We start from the raw sequence: 21,766 nt of genomic DNA on the forward strand, positions 1-21,766 counted from the left end.
TTTCTTTGCAGCTTTCTTTTTAGCTGGCTTTTTCTTAGCTACTTTCTTTTTAGCTGTTTTTTTCTTTGCAGCTTTCTTCTTGGTGGCTTTTTTCTTAGTCACCTTTTTTTTAGCTGTTTTCTTCTTCGCTGTTGTTTTTTTCTTTGGCATTATTAAATCTCCATATGTTAATTGTGTAGGTTAATGTTAGATACTGCTATTATAAAAAAAAAAAATTATCTTTACAACAATTTATCGAATGTTTTTTGTATTTATTTAATAAAATTTAAAATGACTATTTTTGTTCAAGCTCAAAATATTTTTAAAAATCAAGATAAACTGCGCAAATTAAGATTGTATAGGCAAAGAATCTTATTTAGCTTATAATAATATGCGTTGCATGAACAAGTTACAAAACAAACTTATCAGCATTTTTGTTAATAGATTTTCTGGAAAAGTCACGCTCAGTTTAGGTGAAAAAGAAAAAACGTTGTTTTTTAAGCATGGTGAAATAATCTATGCTTCCAGTTATGATGATCAAAGCTTGTTTTTACATGTGCTCTTAAATCAAACTCAACTTAAACCAGAGAACATAGAAAACCTTGAAACTTTAAACAGCATAGAAGAACAACAGAAATATATTCTAAAAAACAATCTTCTCAGTGCAAAAGAGCTCTTTTCAACCTTACAAAAATTAGTAGAAGAGAGCTTCTACAACACTTTCTATGAAACATATGAAAACATTAATATTGAAAAAAATGATCAAAAACCCACAAATCCTTTTAGTTTTGATATTCATACTTTTCCTTTAATTTTACGATTTATTGAAAAATTTGCGCAAAATAATGATTTGATTGATGAGCAACAAGAGCTTTATCTTTCCGATGAGCATAAAGCTTTGTTTTTAAATATAAAGTTAAAAACAAGCTTTAGAAAGATCATTGATTTACTTAACCAAAGAAAACAAACATTGAGAGCACTAGAAGACCAGAGCGTTGTCAATAAATTAGACGATACCTACACATTTCTCTATTTTTTATTTATTTTGGGCTTTATTGGCAAAAAAATAAAAGAAAAACCCCTTGAAGATGCACAAAAAACAAACCCGGAAATTAATGTTAATGCTGCTCAAGACCTTAAAGAAAAGCAAGTTGAACGCTTGTTAAAAGCTCCACCGCACCTATTAATAGGTGCTGATAGAAATTTGTCTGAGGCAATATTGTACAAAAATACCATTAAACTCATCAAACGTTATGATATTTTTTCAAACAGCAATAAATACAACTATAAAAAACTTTATGAAAATCTGATTGAGGCCCTTTATATTCTTACATCTCCTGAGCTGAACAAAGAATATTACAATGCTATAAGCAATAATGAACCTTTTACTCTAGAAAAGGGAGCAAAAGAAAGGAGTAAACTTTTGTATACGGAAGCAAAGTTTTTATTTTCTGAAAATATGCTCAATGAGTCTTTAGAAAAAATTAAAGCAGCCAATGAACTTTCTCCCAATAATCATGAGTATGTTGTTTTTATGTATAATATTATTTTATATTATTGTTCAAAAAACCAAAAAGTCCCTTCAGAAAAAATTGAAGAAGAGCTTAAGTCGATTATTGAAGTTGATAGTACATATAAAGACGCAAAAATAACCTTGGCAAGGTATTATAGAATGACGGGCAATAAGAAGAAACAATTGATTACGCTAATTGAGGCTTTAGAAAATGATCCTGAAGATCTTTTATTGGCGAAAAAGGTTTTAAGATTAAAAACTCAGCTAACTAAAAATAAATCTATAAAAAAGACCTCTGGCATTTTTAAATTAGAGAAAAGTGAAAAAAAAACCCCATTTGCGGGTTTATTTAAGAAAAAAGACTCAAAAAAGAAGAAATAACCCCCTATGTTAATTTCTGTTCCACAAGAGATTTTAAGATGTTTGAATACATTAACAAACCATGGATATGAAGCTTACATTGTGGGAGGTGCCATCAGAGATAGTTTATTAAATAAATTGAGTCATGACTGGGATATAGCGTGTAGTGCAAATCCTGAACAGTTGCGAGCGCTTTTTACAAAAGGCGTATTTAAAAATAAAAAATACGGAACCATCAGTTTATTTAAACAACCACTATCAATTGAAATCACACCTTTTAGGGTTGAATCTAATTATAAAAACAACAGACACCCCCAACATGTTTCATTTGGTCAGAGTCTAAAGCAAGATCTTATGAGAAGGGATTTTACAATTAATGCGATGGCTTATGATGTTTCAGCGAGGAAACTTATTGACCCTCATCATGGGCGGAAAGATTTAGAGGCAAAGTTATTAAATACTGTAGGCTCAGCTAAAGATCGTCTCAGTGAAGATTATTTGCGGATTTTAAGGGCGGCGCGTTTTATTAATATGCTCAACTTTAATGTTTCCAAAGATATTATAGAAGCCGCAAAAGATTTATCATCAAAAATTACTTCTATTAGCCAAGAGAGAATTGGAGCGGAGTTTTTGAAGATATTTGCCGCTGAAAGTAGTGTGCTTGCATTGGATTTTTGTAATCAAACAAATTTAAGTCCCTATATTTTTTCTAAAAATGTAAATATAGATGCTGTCTATTTTTCTCGTAAACTGCCTCAGGGTTATCAAGCTGAGAGTAGGGTATTAAAAATATATGAATGTGATTTCGATAAAACCAGACAAATCATACAAAACTGGTCTTGGCCTAAAAACTCACAACAAAAGCTAAAACACATACAACTTTGCTTATCTTATTATGAAGCCTCTAAGAATTCACTCAGTGCAAAGCATGATTTTTTACTGAATTTGGCACCTTTGCAGCTCATTGATTGGCAAGATATCTATGAGTTTTTATACAATTGCAAGGACATTCATTACATAAATGAGCTGCAAACAATGAAAAACCAAGAAAATTTATTTGCTATCTCTGACTTATCTCTTAACGGTAAAGATATTCAAATTCTTTTTAATAATCCAAAAAAAGACTATCTTATTGGAAAAATTCTAAACGAGCTTACTGAAAAAGTGCGATTAAAACACTTAAGCAATCATAAACAAGATTTATTAGCGTATACAATACAAAAATATTCTGAGCATATTGACAAATCAGAATGAAATGATTATCTGGCAGTCATGCAGTGGAAACTCCCAAAATGGCAAGAAAAACAAAAAATCCTTTTTACTGAAGGTAAAATCAGCCAGCAAAAACTTGAATCTATCGTAGAGCTGGCTATACAAGATCAGTACTTTCATGAAGCATTGTCTTATATTCCTAAACTTGAATCAGAAGATAAAAAACAGTCTTATTTAAAGGATATTTCGACTTTTGCAATTGATCAAGGGGATTTATTTTTGAAAAATGCTTGTTCAGCTCAAGGTTATGAAATATCAGCTTCTGAGCTTAATCTTTTGCAGCAAAACGCGCAAAGGTTAGGAAAAAGTTTTTCAAGCTTAAAATCTGAAGAAGAAGATGATTCATAATCTAGATGAACTCAAAAAACCTTTAAATTTTTTAGATCTTTTTGCCAAAGTCCAAGATATTCATTTAGAAATTGGTGTTGGCAAGGGCAGGTATCTTAAAGAAATTGCACAAGATAGACCTGATTTGAATTTTATTGGCTTAGAAAAATCTATAAAATGGTTTAAAAGAGCAGAAGATAAAGTGCATAAAAAGTTGGGCCTTAATGAGCAAGTTATTTTAATTCATGCTTATGCAGAAGAGTTGTTTGCTGGATATCTTGAGGATAAAAGTTTAGCTGCTATTCATATTATGTTTCCGGACCCATGGCCTAAACGCAGGCATTTGCCCAGAAGAATTTTTAGTCCGGATAATATCAAACATTTTTATACGGTACTCAAAGATAAGGGTTGTATTTACTTTGCGACAGATTATTTGGAGTACTTTAAAGATGTAAAAAAGTTATTCATGAATGATTTTGTGGAGCAGTTTAGCTTTAAAGAAGTTGAACCTTTTGCGTACACGACTAATTTTCAAGCCAAATATCAGTTAGAAAACCGCTCCATGGGATTTGCTATTATTTATAAAATATAGTTATCCTTCTCTCATGCTCTTGTTAGAAACAAAACGATTATTATTAAGACCCTACACAGAAGAAGATTGGTCCAGTGTTCATGCTTATGCAAAATTAAAAGATTTTGCACAATATGATATATGGGGACCCAATACCGAAGAGGATTCTAAAAAATTTGTTTATGACTGTATTGAAAAAAGTAAACAATTTAATGCCTATGAGCATGAGTTTGCAATCATTTTAAAAGAAAAACAGATGTTGATAGGCGGGTGTTCATTACGAAAAGTATGTCAAAACAGCCAAGTGGCCAACTTTGGTTATGCGGTTAATCCTGACTATCAAAAGCAAGGTATTGCAACAGAGGCTGCTCAAGCTCTATTAAAGTACAGTTTTGAAACACTTAAGGTCCTTCTTGTTTTTGCCTTATGTCACACAGAAAATAAAGCTTCTTCTAAAGTTATGGAAAAGTGCAATATGTATAAAGCTGGAATTGTAAAAAATTACTTTAAATTAAAAACTGGTCCAGCTGATGCCTTTCGTTATGAGATCAGTCAAGATCAATACATTAATATGAACGTTAATACTTAAGTTTACGGTAAAAATTTAAGACCTGTTTTAAGCCATAATTTTCAATATCCATAAGTTTACATGCATGGTTTAACAGTTTCTCATTTAAACTTTTACTCTCTTGGTGAAAAGATAACTTTAAAAAACGAATTTGTTCTAAGGCATCAAAACTTTGCGGGATTCTTTTGGTAAATGATTGTTCACTTTTGCAGTTTTGTAATTGTTTATTCAGTTTTATTTCTAGTTTTTTAACAAGTTCTAACTGTTTATCATTTAAATGGTCTTGCATAGATAAACTTTGAGTGTGCCAAAAACATTGAATTTGATTTAGAAGGCATTTAAGCTCAGTAAAAGCTTTCAGTTTTGGCAACCAAACAGTTTGATTTTTTTGTGCAAGAAAAAAACCCGTTCCCAAATAAACTCGATTCGATTTTCTTGGAGCGGGTTTAACTTTTAACTGTGGTAAATACGCAATAGGACTTATTTTTCTTAATTTATTCAGGTAATGAAAATCTTCTGTAGCATCTTTTTCTACCATTCCACCGGATTTTAAATAAAGCTGTTTGCTCAAACCAAAAGCGCTCCCAATGGGTATGTAGCTAAACTTTGAATTGGCATACTTTAAGCCTTGGGCTAAGTAGCGTAAATACAATTCATAAGATCTTATTTTATAATCTTCTTCTGTATGGTTTAACTGTAAAGTAGGGTGTTCAAAATAACTGGTCCAAACTTGTTGTGCCGGCAGTTGTTGTAATTGATGGATATAATTCGCATCAATGCATGTATCAGCATCTAAAGAAACAACATAAGACTTGGGACCATTGTTTAAGATATGATGGCAGGCATAGTCCATGCCTATTTTTCTGGCTTGTCCTACACCGTGTAGCAAGGCCTGCTCTTCATGTAAGATATGCACTGTAAAATTGGAGTGTTCCTTAAAAATATACAGATAATCTAGGGTATCTTGATTGTTTTTTAAATCGTCTTTACTGGCATGTTTTGGTTGATTGACCACAAGCACTACGTGCACTTGATTTTTTTGTAAAACAGTATATTTCATACTGGCTTGTAGACTGGCTAGGGTACTTCCTATCCAATCTCTTTCATTGAAACATGGTATGACAAAGGCAACACAAAACATTAAAAAAACTTCTTCCCATCCATCCGCAAAAACAGTGGATGTTTCTGCGATTGAAGCTCTTATACAAGGAATTCCATTAAAACACCACACCTCACAGCAATGGGTAGAGGCAGTATTGAATGATTTTCCTTTATTTTTAGCAGATCATGCTTCTAATGAACGTAAAGCTGCTTCGATTGCTATGGAGTTGGTGGTGCGTTACCCAGATAAATTAAGTTTGGTTGCAGTTGCAGTGCAAATAGCACAAGATGAAATTGAACACTTTGCTTTGGTGTTTGAAAAAATGCGCGAGTTAGGCTACCCCTTACGACCAGATGAAAAGTGTAGATACGCAAGATACATGCATAGGCGTTCAGCTGAAGGTGGCCAAGAACGCTTATTGGATCATTTAATGATAAACAGCATGATCGAAACCCGAGGCATGGAGCGTTTTGGTTTGTTAGCCATTCATCATCCTGATCCACAATGGCAAAATTTTTTTAAACGACTTTCCTTAGGTGAAAAAGGCCATGCGCAAGTGTACATTACAGAAGCTAAAAAAATCTTTAAGCATGACTTGGTCGACCAGGCTTATGAGAAATGGTTAACAATTGAAGCTGAGGCCAGCACAAATTATCCTGAAACTTATAAGTTATTCACATAATCATCATGCGACCATTCAATAAAAGTTTAGTTCCCAATCCCAGTCATCATAGTTACCCAAATATTGAGATTCTTAAAAAACCCCTGAATATTGAGATAGGCTGTGGTGTGGGTAGGCATCCCATTTTATGGGCACAACAAAATCCTCAGCAAACCTTATTGGCCATAGAAAAGTCTCCCATGCGTTTTAGAAAATTCAATGATCAGCTGCATGCTATGGATATTAAGAATATTATCCCCATTCAAAGCAATGCTATTTCATTTATTACCCACCATATTCCTCTCAATAGTGTACAAAACTATTTTTTACTGTACCCAAATCCTTATCCCAAAGAAGGCCAAGCCAACAAGCGCTGGCATAACATGCCTTTTATGCAGCATGTATTAGACACGCTTATTCCAGGAGGACACATTCATTTGGCAACCAATATGGAGTTTTATGCCAAAGAAGCAGAACACATGATGCAAAGCCAATGGCAGTTAAGTCTTGTCAAAAAACAAATGTACAACCAGCATAATCCACCCAATGATTATCACACACATTTTGAAGAAAAATATATTTTAAGAGGTGATACCTGCTATCACTTTATTTTTTCTAAATAGCGTTTGTTTATTAAAAATCTATGTTACTTTATGCGCAATGCATAAGGTTTATATCAATGCGACTGGGACATTCTTGCCTGGGAATAAAGTTTTTAACGATGAAATAGAACGTTATATTGGCATGATTGATGATGTACCTTCAAGGTATAGAAAATTAGTTTTAAAACAAAATAAAATAAAATCAAGATATTACGCTATTGATTCTCAAGGAAATTCTTTGCATTCAAATCACCAAATGGCTGCAAAAGCGATATTCAATGCCCTTGAAAACTCAGAAATTGCTAAAAAAAATATTGAATTTTTAGCAACAGCCACCAGTTTGGGGGATTCTTTTTTACCAGGACTTGCTTCACATGTTCATGCTGAATTAGGCATTCCTCCAATTGAAATCTCAAGTCTGCAAAGTGTTTGTAGCAGTGCCATGATGGCCATCAAAACAGCATTTTTACAGTTAAAAAGTGGTGAGCATGCCTGTGCAGCTGTTTCTGGGAGTGAATTTTGTAGCCGATATTTTAAACCAGGGTTTTACAGTCCCAAGCAAAGCTTAAGCTTAAATGAGGACTTTTTGCGGTTCACACTTTCTGATGGCGCGGGTGCATTTATTCTTGAAAATCGTCCTAATCAGCACAATATTTCATTAAAAATACATTGGATCCATATTCAATCTTTTGCAGATCGTTTCAAAACATCCATGATTGCAGGTGGCCAACATTTAAATGATAACTTTTCTTTTTGGGGAGATGAAAAAAGTGTTGAACAGGCTTTAAATAAGCAACTTTTATGTCTTAGCCAAGATTTTGAAGAAATGAAAAAAATGATTCCTATCTGGGTTGGACACTATTTAAATTTGATTGATCAAAGTAAAATTATTCCAGAAGAAATAGATTATTTTTGCAGTCACTATTCTTCACACTCTTTGCGTGAAGAAGCCATTGCATTATTAGAAAAAACAGAGGCTATGATTGATGAAGATAAGTGGTTTAGCAACTTGTATGATAAAGGTAACACAGGTTCAGCATCTATTTTTATTATTTTAGATGAATTACTTAAAACAAAAAACTTACATCATGGTCAAAAAATACTTTGTCATGTTCCTGAAAGTGGACGATGTATCAATGGCTTTATGTTATTAGAAGTTTGGGATCAGAAGTCATGAGTGTTTCTTCAGCAAAAATAATGCGACAATTGGCTCAGGTATGGATTGATTTTTCAAGTCAACTTGATCAAATCTCTATTGTAAAAAAAATAAACCAAGGTAAATTGCGTATTGAAGATTATAAATCATTGTTATTAAATCATAGGCAACAAGTTATTGATGGTGGTCGTTGGATTGCTAGGGCTGCATCAGGGATAGATGCTCAATTTTCTGATTTAAGAGAAAAATTTATTCAACATTGCTATACGGAACACCAAGATTACAAAATGCTTGAACAAAATTATGTTTCAGTTGGTGGCGACTTAAAAACCATTCAAAACTATGAAAAAAATATTGGATCAGAAGCCTTATCCTCATTTATGTTTCATAAAGCATCTCAAAGCAATCCTTTTGATTTATTGGGTAGCATGTTTATTATTGAAGGACTCGGCAAAAATAAAGCGGGTGATTGGGGAAAAAAAATTAAATCTCAGCTTAACTTAGAAGATACTCAGGTAAGCTTTTATTTATACCATGCAGAACATGATCAAGACCATTTAAAAGAATTTGATGAAATTTTATCCAATCCAAACATATTGGCTATTCCTGATATTGATAAAAAAATGATAAAAACTGCAAAAGTAACATCTAGGTTGTATTGCTTACAATTAGAAGAACTAGATAATATTTAATGCGATACAGTTAAAGGAAAAAAGTTTGAATATTAAAACAAAAAAACATGACCCAAACAATCCTAATCCTTGGCTTGCCCTTGCTTTGGATAACAGTACTTTTCTTGAACATGACGTAAAACTAGCTTTAATGAAAAACAATGAAAATTGGTCACGAAGGGTGCTCTTACCTATTTTAAGAGTGCTGGGTAGATTGGCCATTGTTATCATCAGACTTTTTAGATTGTTTATCCCAACAACTTTTACATCAAGCAGGTTTCTTCATCATACGATTTGTTGGGGAATGAAAAATTTTGTTAGCCCTGAAGCCAATTATTTAATTTTAAGGCATTTTAATATTGGATCGCAGGTCTTAGCTTTCTTAAATACAAATATTGCACAAGGTACTTTAAATGCTGTGCCTTTGTATCCTCAACGTATCATAGATTTAAAAGACAATGTTTTTGTTCAACATGATTTAAATATTTTTAATTTTATTATTGAACTTAATCTGTACTTAGCAGAAGCTAACTTAGAAATTGAAGCAAAAGATGTATCTGATCTTGATTTTTCAAACATTAAAGCCTTAACCTTAAGTCAAAATGATATGCCTGATCAATGGCATAACTTTTTGGATCTGCAAAGTGCAATAGAACTGTATACGCCATTATTTGCATTATTTTTATCACGAGAAGATTTTGAAAGAGCCAGCAACTCTTTGCAATTGGATGAAACCATTGCCATTTATACAGCCAAACTTTTTAATCGAGCAGAACTTATGGGGATTGTAAATAATAAACATCCCTTTATTCCTTTATCACCTGTTCAAGCTGGGATCCGTCTTATGTTGCATGGTATAGATGCAGAAAATTTACATGGTTTTATCACAAGCTATAAATAAAAAAACTATAAAAAGTCTTTTGTTTTTATTGTTTCAGCAAAACTGATGGCTATTATAATACATACCGTACCTAACAATAGCTTGATGAGGTTTCCTTGTTCCTGAAAAACAACAATTGCAGTTAAAATGGTCAATGGAATTTTTAAATTGTTAAAGCTGGCCAATGTTGCATGTTTGACCAAAGTAGCGCCATAGTTCCATAAGTAAAAACCAAGGCCTGAGGCGATGCTTCCTAAATACAGTAAAATCAACCATTGTGTGTTACTAATACTACTGATTTGATTTAACTTTTGATTCAAGACAAGAATCATAAAGTTGATTAGGGTGGCACCAAAAAATAAATAAGCAAAAATCTGGCTTTGTTTGAGCGGATTCTTCTTAGAAGACCTTTGCCACCAGTATTTATAGTATACCTGACCTAAAGCAAAACAAATGTTAGCCACTTGAACCAAAATAAAACCTTGGCTTAAGGAATACGTATTTTGAGCATTAAACACTAAAACAAGGGCTCCAATACAAGCCAAGCCAGCAATGACCCAACTTTGTAAAGAAAAACGTTTATGCATCAATTGTCCACATAAAATAACCCAGAGTGGGGTGGTGATGGTGAATAAAGCCACTTCATAACTTTTTAAGTACTGATAAGATTGAATGTAAAGCGCATACATCAAGCCATATTGAATCATACCTAAAGCAATCAACTTTAGTTTGTCTTTGTGATTAAGACTAAAACTTATCAAAGGCAAAAAACAAAGCAATGAAATGCCCAAACGCAACATGGCCACCAAACTGCTATCAATACCCACAAGATAAAGCTTAATCAGCGGAAAAGAAAAAGCCCACAAACATGAAACCAAGAATAAATACAGCATGCGTATAGAGCAAATACACTTTTTAAATAAATTGTGATAGTAAATCTTTTATGAATTTTAAACTAGAGCGCCCAATCTGCTTTTATGACCTTGAATGCACAGGGGTCAGTACGGTAAAAGATAAAATTGTCCAAATATGTATTATTAAACTGCATCCAGATGGCGCAAGAGAGGTTTATAAGAAATACATAAACCCAGGTATGCCTATTCCACCAGAAGCGATTGCTGTGCATGGTATCACCGATGAAATGGTAAAAGATTGTCCAAAGTTTCCAGAACTAGCGGCTGAGATTTTAACCTTTTTTGCTGGCGCAGACATTGCGGGCTACAACTCCAATCAATACGATGTGCCTTTACTCATTGAAGAATTTGCCAGAGCCAACATGTCTTTTCCGCATGATGATACCAAGCTCATTGATATGAGCGTGATCTTTAGAAAAAAGGAGCCCAGAACCTTAACAGCGGCCCTAAAATTTTATGCCAACAAGGATTTAGAAGGCGCGCACGATGCGCAAAATGATGTTGAAGCTACCATTGATGTGTTTGTGGGCCAGTGTCAAAAATACGAAGACATTGCACAAATGAATATCCATCAATTGCATGATTATTGCACACGTCCAGGTGTGGTTGATTACGGTGGAAAATTAAGAAAAACGCCCGAGGGCGATATTGTCTTTACTTTTGGCAAACACAAAGATCAACCGGTCAAAAACCACCCAGATTATGCTAAATGGATGCTCAACTCTGATTTTCCCAGCGATACCAAAAATATTTTACGCAAGTTGATAGAACTTTAGCGTAAGTATTTTTTCCTATCAAAATTTAAAATGCTGCATCAAAGGTAATATCAGAAACATTGGTGTTCAAGCCTTTTTGATATTCAGTCACTCTTTTTTCAAAAAAATTGGTTAAGGGCTGAACATCTTGCAAAATCATAAATGAAAAGGGATTGCTTACTTTATAATGCTTTTCATAGCCTAATTGAGTTAAGCGAACATCCGCAATGTATTGCAAGTATTGTTTCATATCTTTTTCTGTCAAACCCGTGACACCAAAACTTAAGGCATCTTTACAAAATAGGAACTCAGCTTCAATGGCTTCTTCTAACATGGCGTGAACTCTTGCTTTAAGCGTGTCAGTAAACAGCTCAGGATATTCTTTTTTAATCACTTCAATGACGGCCATGGCCCCATTGATATGCATGCTCTCATCTCTGAACACCCAGTTGGTGGCTGTAGACAAGCCAGGTAATAAGCCTTTGCTTCTTAAAAAGTAAACGTAAGCAAAGGACCCAAAGAAAAATAAACCTTCAATCACAGCAGCAAAACAAATAAGATTTTCTAAAAACGCTTGCCGCTCTTCTGTAGTTTGGGTTGCTTGCAATTGATCAATACTATCCATGTATTTAAAGCAAAAGTCGGCTTTGGTTTTGATGCTTTCTATTTGCATGTAGGCAGAAAATGCATTTTTTCTTTCTGCTGGATCTGGAATATAATTATCAACCAGCAGTAAGTAGGTCTCAACATGCAACATTTCATCAAACAACTGTTTACCAAGAAACATTCTAAACTCAGGAGAATTGATATGTTTATAAAAATTCAACACCAAGTTATGAGCAACAATATTGTCAGCAGTTGCAAAAAATGCGACCAAGCGTCTAATTAAATGTGCTTCAGAAGTTTTAATTTTATCTCTTAAATGCTCAATATCCATTGAAAAATCTATTTCATCTGTGGTCCATATGTTTTTTATAGAATCTCGGTACAGTTGAAAGAACTGTGGATACTGCATAGGCCTTAAAGTTAAATTAAGTTTTGGTTCTAATATCACGATTCATCTCCTTAGATTTACTGACAGCTTTCACAAGACTCTGGGTTTTCCAAAGAGCAGGCTATGGCTTCTTGGCTTAATCTACTGTCAACCAAGTCTTTGGTATTTGAGTTGTGTTGAGTGGTTTTATTGATGCTGGTTTTTGCTCTTGATCTTAAATAGTAAGTGGTTTTTACACCCGATTTCCAAGCATACATGTACATGGATGACAATTTATTCAGATCAGGCGCTTCCATAAATAAATTAAGGGATTGCGACTGACAAATAAATGCAGAACGAGAAACCGCCATATCAATCAATTGCTTCTGAGAAATTTCCCAAGATGTTTTATAAACATCCTTAATTTTTTGCGGAATTTCTTCAATGTTCTGAATAGATCCATCGTTCATGACAATCTTATCTCTTAAATCATGAGACCATAACTTTTCAGCTTTTAAGGCTTCAATAAGGTATTTATTGACCTGCAAGAACTCACCACTGAGTGTTTCGCGTTTAAAAATATTGGCCGTTTGCGGCTCTATGCTTTCATATACCCCTTGAATACTGGCTATTGTTGCAGTAGGCGCAATGGCAATCATAAGACTGTTACGAATACCTTGAGTTTTTACTTTCTCTGCTAAGGCTTGCCAATCATAATTGAGAGCAGGCATATGTTGTTGATACTCTGAAGCCAGCATGGGTTGCAGCATGGCTTCAGAATATTTTGAGTTATCAAACTCTTCAAATGAACCAAGCTCTTGAGCCAGAGCAACACTTTTTTCTACGGCATAATAATACACACACTCAGATATTTTATCAGATAAAATTTTTGCCTCGTCGCTTTCAAACGGAATATTCATCTTAAATAAAACATCTTGCAAACCCATAATCCCTAGGCCAATGGGGCGCCATTGTTGGTTAGAGTTTTTTGCTTTGGGTGTAGGGTAGAAGTTGATATCAACCACTCTATCCAAATATTTTACTGCGGTTTGCGCAGTTTCTTTTAAACCTTCAAAGTCAAACTCAGTTTTAGATTTAACAAAACTAGCCAAATTAATGCTGCCTAGGTTACATACTGCCGTATGCTGAGAATCGGTTACTTCTAAAATCTCCGTGCATAGATTTGAGCTGTGAATAATATGATTATTCTTTCCCGTTTGAGCGGATCTTAAATTGGCCTTATCTTTAAAGCACATCCAGCCATTGCCGGTTTCAGCTAAAGTTTTGATCATTTTTGCATACAGTTCACGGGCAGGAATTTGTTTTTTATAGACTTCTTGTGCTTCATAAGATTTGTATTTTTCATTGAAGGCTTCACCATACAACTCATTGAGCTCAGGGGCATCACTTGGACAAAACAAGCTCCAGTTTTCATTGTTTTCAACCCGTTGCATGAATAAGTCAGAAATCCAAAGGGCTAAATTAAGATTATGGGTTCTTCTTTCTTCAGCACCCGTATTGTTGCGCAACATTAAGAAGTCTTCAATATCAGCATGCCAGTTTTCTAAATAAACGGCCGCTGCGCCTTTGCGTTTTCCTCCTTGATTAACCGCATGGACAGAAGAGTCAAAAACCTTTAGGAATGGGATGATACCGTTGCTTAAACCATTGGTTCCATTGATCAGTGAACCAGATGAGCGGACCTTGGTCCAGTCAATGCCTATGCCTCCAGAAAATTTAGAAAGTTTAGCGCAATCGGTAATGGAATTATAAATACCATCCAAGCTATCATCTTCAACCGTTAACAAGTAGCATGAACTCAACTGCGGTCTTTGCGTACCTGAATTGAAAAGAGTAGGGGTGGCTGGAGAGTATTTAAATGTGCTCATCAGCTCATAAAACTCAAGAGCCTCCTCAGTATTTTGACTTAAGCCCAAAGCTACCCGCATGTAAAGCCATTGTGGGCGTTCAATGACTGTTCTTTGTTTGGGATGTCTTAATAAGTAACGATCATATACTGTTTGTAAGCCAAAATACTCAAATAAATCATCTCTTTGGTGAGCTATACTGTATTCTAAGCGGTCAAAGTCTTGGCTGGCTAGGTCATAGACCGCTTTATTGAGTAAATTAAGGTCATATGCGTTTTGAATGTATTCACGAAAAGATGTATCTCGCCCAACTTCTTTTCTAATCATGTCTGCTAGCATGCGCGCTGCAACTTTTGAGTAAGCGGGTTCTTCAGCCATGAGCATCACGGCATTATGAATGGACAGTTTGTCTAATTCTTCTGTGGTGCTGTTTTCGTGCAAGCCACTGATGGTTTTTTTTGCAATTTCAATAGATTCTACATTGGATATCCCACGACATGCCTTATCTACAGCATAAAGAATCTTTTCTATTTTTACTTCTTCAAATGAACCATCACGTTTAATAACTCTCATAATCCTACCTTCTGAGCTAATAATAATTGGGAAATAGGGCTTAACAATAAACAACAGAACTGTTTCAAGCTTCCTCCTCGGGACTTAAGGTTAAATCAATCAACGATCGGACTTTCACATTTACCGTTGCGGGACAGCGTTGGAGTTTCACCAAACTTCAGTCAACTGATCAATATCTTGATTACATAAATTTAGTGCAGCATCTTGTCAAAGAAATAAAGTTAATTTTAAACTCTTCAATTAAAAATGACTTAATTCATTTTTAAAAACAGACTGGCAACATAACAAATTAGATTTAAAAAGACTGAGGCTGGGAGAAAGCTTATATTTTTACCCTAAATAAAATTTAACATAATATACATTATCAGAAGTAAAGTCTATAGTGATAATTAATCAGTATTTGATATCAGAATACGTACTTCTTGGTGCGTTCTTAATTATTTTAGATCTTCTAGCATAGCCAATTTCGTTAATCCTTGGATTGTAATTTACCTCTTCTGCAATAAGAACACCTTCATTTGAACAAAAAAATTGATCATGAGTCATATCAATAATATAATTTTTATTATTGTACTTTACAGTAACCACAACATGAAAAATTTGCGTTTCTTCAACTTCACCATTGGGATGATAAAAAAGCAAATTGGCTTGTAATGTTGTCTCATCTTGTAAAAATTTATTCAATTTCTGACTGGTTGTATCACAGTGCTTTAAGTGACCCGATGTATATGCAACCTCTCTGTATTCATTGTATATTTTAAGAATGGTATCTTTTATGGTTTTAGCCTTAGAGCTAGACAAATAGTCAATTAAATCATTACTTTCAGCAAAATCAGAATATATCTTAGCATCACTTGAGGATGCATGCTCGCATATATTTTGGCTGTAGCCCCATGAAGCTAAAAAAGCCGTTAAAAAGAGTATTTTTATAGAAAAAAAAGTTTTACTCAGATGATTAATAATAACCTCCATAATAAGGTGTTTATAGCGATATGAAGTGCTATTATACCAAATATGATATAAAATCGTAACTCTGACCAACCCTTATTGGTTAGTTCTTTAGGGTTTGAAGGCACAATCATTCTTTCGCTTTATAAACTAAGCCCTTCTTTGTATCTATGTTTGATGATGCTTGGGATTTTGCCGCCTTTTTTCTGGATCTGTTCTAAAATTTTCTGTTCCTCAACCCATGGCCATAATTTTTGTGGAACTTTATTGATTTGAGTAAAAGCTTGGTTAATTTTATCGTCCCAATCATCTACATAAGTTTCAAAATCTTTATCTTCAATTTGTTCTCTGCAGTGACCTATGCCACAAGCACAGTTTAAGGTTTCTTCTAAGTTTAAAGAACTGTAATCCGTGGTTATTTCTTCACCAGCTTGAATATCTTTAATGGCAATATCAAATTTTAAGCCAGGACTCAGTGTATTTGGATCACAACTGTGATTCATGTATTTGGCCAGATCCCAGCATACAATATAGTGACCTTTTGCATTTCTATAGCCATATTTAAAGATTTGTTGCTGATAGTGATTATCCATTTCTTGGACTTGTTTAGCTAGATAGACCTTGTCCATCTTATCTAAGGCCCAAGTGATGGTTCCTTTAGGAATAAAACTACTTGCAAATAAACCATAGCCCTTTTCATCATTGAGCCATTTAATATGTATGGATGGGTGCAACATAAAACACTTATATCTAGTTTTTACTTGGCTTAAAAATTTTATTTAAAAAAAATAATTACGGTTAAAAGAGGTTTTTATTTACTTATTAAAACTATAAATAATAGATGAAATGCCCTTTCTAGTCTGAAAATTTATGGTAAAGCTGTAAAGGGTTATTTTTTTTACTTTCTGGATATATTTTTAACTGTAAACCGTAACCTTTTTTATAAAAATCTTTTATGATGACATGGCAAACTTTACTGTTTTTTGCCTCTAAGTTTTTGCAATTGCTTTTAAAATCTCTAAAATATTTAATATAGGTAGGTTTAAGGGATAAAATTCCTTTCCTTTTAAAGGTTGCTATTTCAAAATCTAAACTTTGAATCATGCTACGCTTTTTATTTTTAATATTAAGTTCTAGAATTAAATGGTGATTTATGTATTTTAATTGGATAAGTTTTACCAACAGGTCCTGGTTTATTGCTTCTGTAGAAGATATTTCAGTATTAAGTTGATTTAAATGGATACGAGTTTTTTTCTGTTGTTTAATGATAAGTGAACAAGGTTTTTTGATCATTTTATTGTATTTATAAAGAATGCTGTGACGTCTATATCCAGCAACAATAACCATTTTTGTTGTTTGATGAATATTTTTAAAGTTAATCTTCAAGGTTTTGTATTTTTTTGTGTCAATATCTACCTTATTATTATCAGACTCATTGTATTCAACAGAATCAATAGCTTGATTAAGATGTACAATACAGGTTTTACTGTTTCCATATTGTAAAATATAAGTTTTTGCTTGCAACGGATTACAACATAAAACACTAAGAAATAAAACTAAACGCAAGGCTATCATGGTTAAAATTCAATCATTGCTCCTAATTGAAAAAATTCCCAAATAATATCATTGGGCTTTTCAGCCATGACTATGACTTGGTTGGAAAACCTTAAAAATAAAAAAGGTGATATTTTTTTTAAAGGAAAGATAAATCCTATTCCCATGTTTGCACCATAATTGCGTTCTGGTTGAAATTGAATAATTCCGCCACAACTAAAATACGGTTTAATTGAATACTGATTTGAAACTATATTAAGTTTAGGTTGTAACCAAAATTCATTTAGGCCTTCTATGGCATATGAAATATTAACTTCTAGCTGAATATTTTTTTGCCATTGATTAATATAATTTAATCCAATGTTAAAATCACCGGCTTCTTTTTTTGGTTTAAAATAATAGCTGTCTGCTACTGTTATTCCATAAAACTTTTGATTTATATTCTGAGAAAAAACTTTAGAATAAAAAGATATACCAACAATAAAAATAAATTTAAAACTAAATCTAATGATTATATTTGTTGAATTATTCATCTTTAAAAATTTTAATGTTTATTATAGATGGGGTTTGCCAATTTCCTTGACTATTAGATTGTACAAATAATAAAAATCGTTCTCCTAAATTATTGGTAATGGGTAGAAATAATGCTTCCTCATTTGATTCCCCTAAATCTAAACTGCTTAAAAAATTTAAGGTTTCATTGTTATAAGCTAACTGAACATCAAAAAAGAGTTTGTTATTGTTGGGGTTTCTATTTAAAAAAAGATAATCCAATAAACCATCTCCATCAAAATCAAATGATTTAACGGCAAGGTGAAACGGGTCTTGCTCAATATAATGGGTGCTTGTATAGACTATTTCTTGATTAGATGTAATTTGATTAACTTCTAAATAGTTAAAATCTAGATAGTTACACGAATTTTGCGAAGTAATACATTCATTGTAAATGAAATTGTAATCTAAGTGATTATCCTGGTTCACATCATCTAAAATTGAAACCTTTAGTTTTGGAAAAGTATTGTTGCTGACTAAAGGATTAATATTATCATTTAAAATATCATCATAAATATTACGGGAATGAATAACAGGCCCTAGGTAATACTGTTTGTTTTTACTTCCATACAAAATGCTTAAGTTTTTTACTTGGTATTGACTATCTGGACCATACCAACCGTTAATTATAATATCCTCATGACCGTCGTGATTGATATCTTTTGGATTAGAAAAGTATGTGCTAACATCACCTTCTATTGCATTTGGATACTGTGAATGCAAAAGACTGTATTCTGTATAAGCGTTTTTATTTAAAGTATTTTCCGTTTCATTGTATGAAAAAAAATCTAACTTTGAAGGTAAAACAGTCAAGCCATTTTGCTGAACATTGGCGTTAAATTGCATAAGTGTGTTTTTGTCGTTTCCTTCTAGATTTGCACATCCAATGCTTGCACCAGCATATTCAAAATACTCACCTGTTTCAGGCGCATATGTGTGAGTACCATGATATTCAACTGTTTGAGTAAACGTTTTATTGCTTGTCATTGGCCCAAAATAAACCTTTATTTTTCCTGCAACACCATAATATCTATTCCCTAAAACTAAATCCTTAATGCCATCTCCATTGATGTCGCAAGTATAAGTAGAACTAAACCAATCATCATTAGAAACATCCCATTTGGTTTGAAAATCAGGACCCAACAAAATTTTTGGCTTACTATCTATATGTAAAAACGCATCTGCAAAACCATCTAAATTTATATCCCCCACTGAATAAAATTTTGCTTCATGTTGATCAATATTTTCTTCTTTTGCGTATGATAATTGATGAATATGTTCATATTGACGCACGTTTTTAAAAACTTTAATTGTTTTTTGTAAGACATGATTGTTTTTATCGATGGCAATAATATCTAAATTGTATACACCATCGTCACCTAGGCTTTCAAGATCAACCCAATATGAACCTTGTTTTACCGGTTGATGACCGGGATTTAAAACAATATTAGCCAGTTTAACAGTGAGATGTTTAAATGATTTTAAAGAATTAATTTGATAATAAAGATTAAAATTTTTATGAAGTCGAATGCCATTAAAAACAGGAACTGCTGAATGGGTATCACTCAAATTATAGTCAAAACTAACTTCAATTGTGTCTGGATTTATAGCTTTTTGCGCCCTGCTTCCACAGGCTTGACAGGCCAAACCCAACAACATTATTCCAATTACAGCTATACTTTTATTTACACTATGTTTGAGCATGTCCTCATTGTGCATGCTTCGTGCCAACAAAAAAACTGTTATAATCCTGTATTTTACAAAAAGTATTTAACTAACTGTTCATTTTTTATACAACCTGACTAAAACTTAGACATTGTAATGAGAGAAATAAGTTCTGATTGTTTTTTAAAAACTCTATCAGTATCAGTTTTATATTAAATTTTAGGTGTATTTATTCTTTCTTAAGTTCATGGCTTGTGCAGCGTTAATCAAAATTAATAATGAAATCAAAAAGACCAACCCTAAAGCACTTTGATTAGAACTGATATTGCCACAGGCTTGAGAACTGATAAAACTGGTAAAAACTTCATCTGGATTCCCAGGAATAACTTGCCCACCACCACTGATCGTAAATTGTGTACATGCGATCATGACTTTGTTCTGTGTATCCTTAAGCAATGCACAGGCTTCATAATCACCATCAGCATATGTATGCTGTTTATTTGGAGCGCAACTTTCATTGCTGCTATTATCACCAAATTGCATATCACAGGTTGATAAAGCGCTAGCATTACCAGAGTTAACATTAAAAGTAACTTTACCGTTAGCACCAAAACTTGCATTTAAAACAGCATTGTTAAATGCATCGCTGGGTTCACCTGGTTGCAAGACCTTAAGGGTTACGGTTCCTTCATTGGAGTCTTTATCATTGTCGTTCATGGTCCATTTGTAGGTGTCTGTTCCAATAAAATTATTGGCCGCTTGATAGGTTTTAAATACCCCAGAACCTGATTGAGTTCCTTTAACAACATTTTCTACAGTGCTATATGTGTAAGGTCCAGGACCATAGTTATTATCGTTATAATCCAATGAGTAAGAAACTTCATCATTATGTTTTACAATCACAACCTGATCATTAGCTACCGGTGCAGAATTGTTTGCATTGCTTGCTGGAACACCATTAACAGTGACTTCAACCTTAGCCCAAGCATTTCCTGGCCCTATTTCATTCACTTTCACACTTATGCCATTAGAATTGGTATAGGTTTGACCTTGTTGTATTGTTTCTTTAATTTGTGAATCAAAAGCTAAGCTTGTGCCTTTTTCATGGAAACTTACTTGATTGAGGTATGAACTGGTTAGGTTGGCATCAAGACCAACCGCTGTTCTAAAAGATAAATAGATGGTTTTACTTAATAAAAACCTAAGTGCTTGCGGCCCATCTGACATTGCTGGATCAACTCTTAATGGATAAAGTGTGTAAAACCCAGATTGTACCGTTCCAATTCTATTTTGATAATTTCTAAATCCTTGTAGCTCATCTACATTAACGGCATTCATTGACATGGTTTTAAAGCCGATACCGCTACCGTTGCCCATAACAGAGGAATCATCACCGTAGGTTTGGCTATTGTTAGCTGCATGCGCTAATCCCATGGTATGACCCACTTCATGCGGTATCACAACGCTATGATTTCCACTGGCAAAAAGTCTGACAATTATAGAGCGCATGGTTTGGTTGGTTGAGGGTGTCCCAAACTCTGCATAGCCTCCTAAACCACCACAAATACTTTGCATATTGGGTGTTATTAAAATGATATTATCAAAGGTATTGATATCCACTCCATGATCACTTAAAACTTCTTGTCTTGCTTGAGGGACAAATGTATCTAGACCTATGCCTGAGTTGCACCACGATGAGCTAGAATCTAAAGTGATGGCATAGATTTCTGGATTACCATCAGCATCTGGATCATTATCAAATTGTAAATAGCCCCAACTGCCCTCATAATATTGTTCATTCATACGGTTATGGTGCTCTGTTACACCTGATGAACTGAGTTGGCTTTGTTGGCCATTGGAAAAGTGTACTCTTACATAAACAATGCTTCTTACATTAACTGTAGAGGCCACCATAAATTGATTCATCAAACTTTGCTCATCAATATTTAAATTATTAATCAGCAAGGATTCATCTTGTAGTGTTCCTTGAGCTTGAATGTGTAAGGTAGAATTTAATAAATCTTTATTGATATGATCGGCAAACTGTACATCTTTATACTTTTGAGTGTCTGGGTCTAAAATTCTGAATTTTTTTTCATGCGTATGCTCTGCAAAATTATCTGAAATTAAAACTTGAATGGGGCCTTCATAGGAAAACTCTGAACCTTGCTGAAAAAACTGATGACTTTGGTAATGATTCCCCTCAGCTTTATGATTTTCAACAGGATTATCCTGATATGAAGGGTCTAGAATTTCAATGAAGTTTTGTGATTCTAAACTACTGCACGCATTCAAAAACAGA

21 protein-coding genes and 1 riboswitch are annotated in these 21,766 nt (G+C 33.6%); of the genes, 11 read left to right on the forward strand and 10 right to left on the reverse strand.

Translation table 11 applies throughout. The features are described from left to right. The first annotated feature begins 379 nt into the window (after window positions 1–379). The 5 genes from PKC21_01145 to PKC21_01165 are packed head-to-tail and all read left to right on the forward strand — an operon-like array spanning window position 380 to window position 4,611. The gene (locus tag PKC21_01145) at window positions 380–1,873 is read left to right on the forward strand and encodes a hypothetical protein (GenBank protein ID HMR23935.1); all 1,494 of its coding nucleotides are present in this window, start codon (window positions 380–382) and stop codon (window positions 1,871–1,873) included. 6 nt (window positions 1,874–1,879) lie between these two features. After that, window positions 1,880–3,106 carry a hypothetical protein gene (locus PKC21_01150; protein HMR23936.1) on the forward strand — a complete coding sequence of 409 codons (1,227 nt, stop codon included), beginning with the start codon at window positions 1,880–1,882 and terminating at the stop codon, window positions 3,104–3,106. Between the two features lie 18 nt (window positions 3,107–3,124). Further along, complete coding sequence (locus PKC21_01155; GenBank protein ID HMR23937.1) at window positions 3,125–3,472, forward strand: hypothetical protein; 348 nt, start codon at window positions 3,125–3,127, stop codon at window positions 3,470–3,472. Further along, the gene (locus tag PKC21_01160; GenBank protein ID HMR23938.1) at window positions 3,462–4,043 is read left to right on the forward strand and encodes a hypothetical protein; all 582 of its coding nucleotides are present in this window, start codon (window positions 3,462–3,464) and stop codon (window positions 4,041–4,043) included. The genes PKC21_01155 and PKC21_01160 overlap by 11 nt, the downstream gene beginning before the upstream one ends. Window positions 4,044–4,056: 13 nt before the next feature. Next, complete coding sequence (locus PKC21_01165) at window positions 4,057–4,611, forward strand: GNAT family N-acetyltransferase (GenBank protein ID HMR23939.1); 555 nt, start codon at window positions 4,057–4,059, stop codon at window positions 4,609–4,611. On the opposite strand, the gene PKC21_01170 is transcribed toward PKC21_01165, so the two are convergent. Then, window positions 4,601–5,731: a glycosyltransferase gene (locus PKC21_01170; GenBank protein ID HMR23940.1), complete on the reverse strand. Its 1,131-nt coding sequence runs from the start codon at window positions 5,729–5,731 to the stop codon at window positions 4,601–4,603. The two genes, PKC21_01165 and PKC21_01170, sit on opposite strands and share 11 nt — an antisense overlap. Between PKC21_01170 and miaE the strand changes: the two genes are divergently transcribed. From miaE to PKC21_01195, 5 genes are read left to right on the forward strand one after another with little or no spacing between them, the layout of a single operon-like run. Next, window positions 5,709–6,374, forward strand: coding sequence for a tRNA isopentenyl-2-thiomethyl-A-37 hydroxylase MiaE (gene miaE, locus PKC21_01175; protein HMR23941.1), 666 nt, complete (start codon window positions 5,709–5,711; stop codon window positions 6,372–6,374). The genes PKC21_01170 and miaE overlap by 23 nt on opposite strands. Before the next feature lie 5 nt (window positions 6,375–6,379). Then, the gene (locus tag PKC21_01180) at window positions 6,380–6,976 is read left to right on the forward strand and encodes a hypothetical protein (GenBank protein ID HMR23942.1); all 597 of its coding nucleotides are present in this window, start codon (window positions 6,380–6,382) and stop codon (window positions 6,974–6,976) included. A 37-nt stretch (window positions 6,977–7,013) separates the two neighbouring features. Beyond that, window positions 7,014–8,132, forward strand: coding sequence for a 3-oxoacyl-[acyl-carrier-protein] synthase III C-terminal domain-containing protein (locus tag PKC21_01185; GenBank protein HMR23943.1), 1,119 nt, complete (start codon window positions 7,014–7,016; stop codon window positions 8,130–8,132). Further along, window positions 8,084–8,803, forward strand: a complete 720-nt coding sequence (locus PKC21_01190; GenBank protein HMR23944.1) for a 3-oxoacyl-ACP synthase — start codon at window positions 8,084–8,086, stop codon at window positions 8,801–8,803. Before PKC21_01185 ends, PKC21_01190 begins: the two co-directional genes overlap by 49 nt. 25 nt (window positions 8,804–8,828) lie before the next feature. After that, entirely contained in the window at window positions 8,829–9,683 is an 855-nt protein-coding gene (locus PKC21_01195) for a hypothetical protein (GenBank protein HMR23945.1), read from the forward strand. A gap of 5 nt (window positions 9,684–9,688) precedes the next feature. On the opposite strand, the gene PKC21_01200 is transcribed toward PKC21_01195, so the two are convergent. Further along, window positions 9,689–10,555 carry an EamA family transporter gene (locus PKC21_01200; protein HMR23946.1) on the reverse strand — a complete coding sequence of 289 codons (867 nt, stop codon included), beginning with the start codon at window positions 10,553–10,555 and terminating at the stop codon, window positions 9,689–9,691. Between the two features lie 50 nt (window positions 10,556–10,605). On the opposite strand from PKC21_01200, the gene PKC21_01205 reads away from it, so the two are divergent. Continuing rightward, a complete protein-coding gene (locus PKC21_01205; GenBank protein ID HMR23947.1) occupies window positions 10,606–11,352 on the forward strand; it encodes a 3'-5' exonuclease in 747 nt (248 codons plus the stop codon). Window positions 11,353–11,377: 25 nt separating this feature from the next. On the opposite strand, the gene PKC21_01210 is transcribed toward PKC21_01205, so the two are convergent. From PKC21_01210 to PKC21_01245, 8 genes are all read right to left on the reverse strand, one after another. Beyond that, a complete protein-coding gene (locus PKC21_01210) occupies window positions 11,378–12,346 on the reverse strand; it encodes a ribonucleotide-diphosphate reductase subunit beta (GenBank protein ID HMR23948.1) in 969 nt (322 codons plus the stop codon). Between the two features lie 56 nt (window positions 12,347–12,402). Beyond that, complete coding sequence (locus PKC21_01215; GenBank protein HMR23949.1) at window positions 12,403–14,745, reverse strand: ribonucleoside-diphosphate reductase subunit alpha; 2,343 nt, start codon at window positions 14,743–14,745, stop codon at window positions 12,403–12,405. 50 nt (window positions 14,746–14,795) lie between these two features. Continuing rightward, window positions 14,796–14,940: riboswitch (cobalamin riboswitch) on the reverse strand. Between the two features lie 198 nt (window positions 14,941–15,138). After that, window positions 15,139–15,717 carry a hypothetical protein gene (locus PKC21_01220; protein ID HMR23950.1) on the reverse strand — a complete coding sequence of 193 codons (579 nt, stop codon included), beginning with the start codon at window positions 15,715–15,717 and terminating at the stop codon, window positions 15,139–15,141. 119 nt (window positions 15,718–15,836) lie between these two features. Next, entirely contained in the window at window positions 15,837–16,430 is a 594-nt protein-coding gene (locus PKC21_01225) for an SET domain-containing protein (GenBank protein ID HMR23951.1), read from the reverse strand. Between the two features lie 118 nt (window positions 16,431–16,548). After that, complete coding sequence (locus PKC21_01230) at window positions 16,549–17,268, reverse strand: hypothetical protein (GenBank protein ID HMR23952.1); 720 nt, start codon at window positions 17,266–17,268, stop codon at window positions 16,549–16,551. Between the two features lie 2 nt (window positions 17,269–17,270). Further along, a complete protein-coding gene (locus PKC21_01235) occupies window positions 17,271–17,780 on the reverse strand; it encodes a hypothetical protein (protein HMR23953.1) in 510 nt (169 codons plus the stop codon). Then, entirely contained in the window at window positions 17,773–19,503 is a 1,731-nt protein-coding gene (locus tag PKC21_01240) for a VCBS repeat-containing protein (protein ID HMR23954.1), read from the reverse strand. Before PKC21_01240 ends, PKC21_01235 begins: the two co-directional genes overlap by 8 nt. A gap of 180 nt (window positions 19,504–19,683) precedes the next feature. Continuing rightward, window positions 19,684–21,759: a hypothetical protein gene (locus tag PKC21_01245; GenBank protein HMR23955.1), complete on the reverse strand. Its 2,076-nt coding sequence runs from the start codon at window positions 21,757–21,759 to the stop codon at window positions 19,684–19,686. Between the last annotated feature and the right edge of the window lie 7 nt (window positions 21,760–21,766).

It is taken from the genome of Oligoflexia bacterium, from assembly GCA_035326705.1.
Lineage (GTDB): Bacteria > Bdellovibrionota_G > JALEGL01 > JALEGL01 > JALEGL01 > JALEGL01.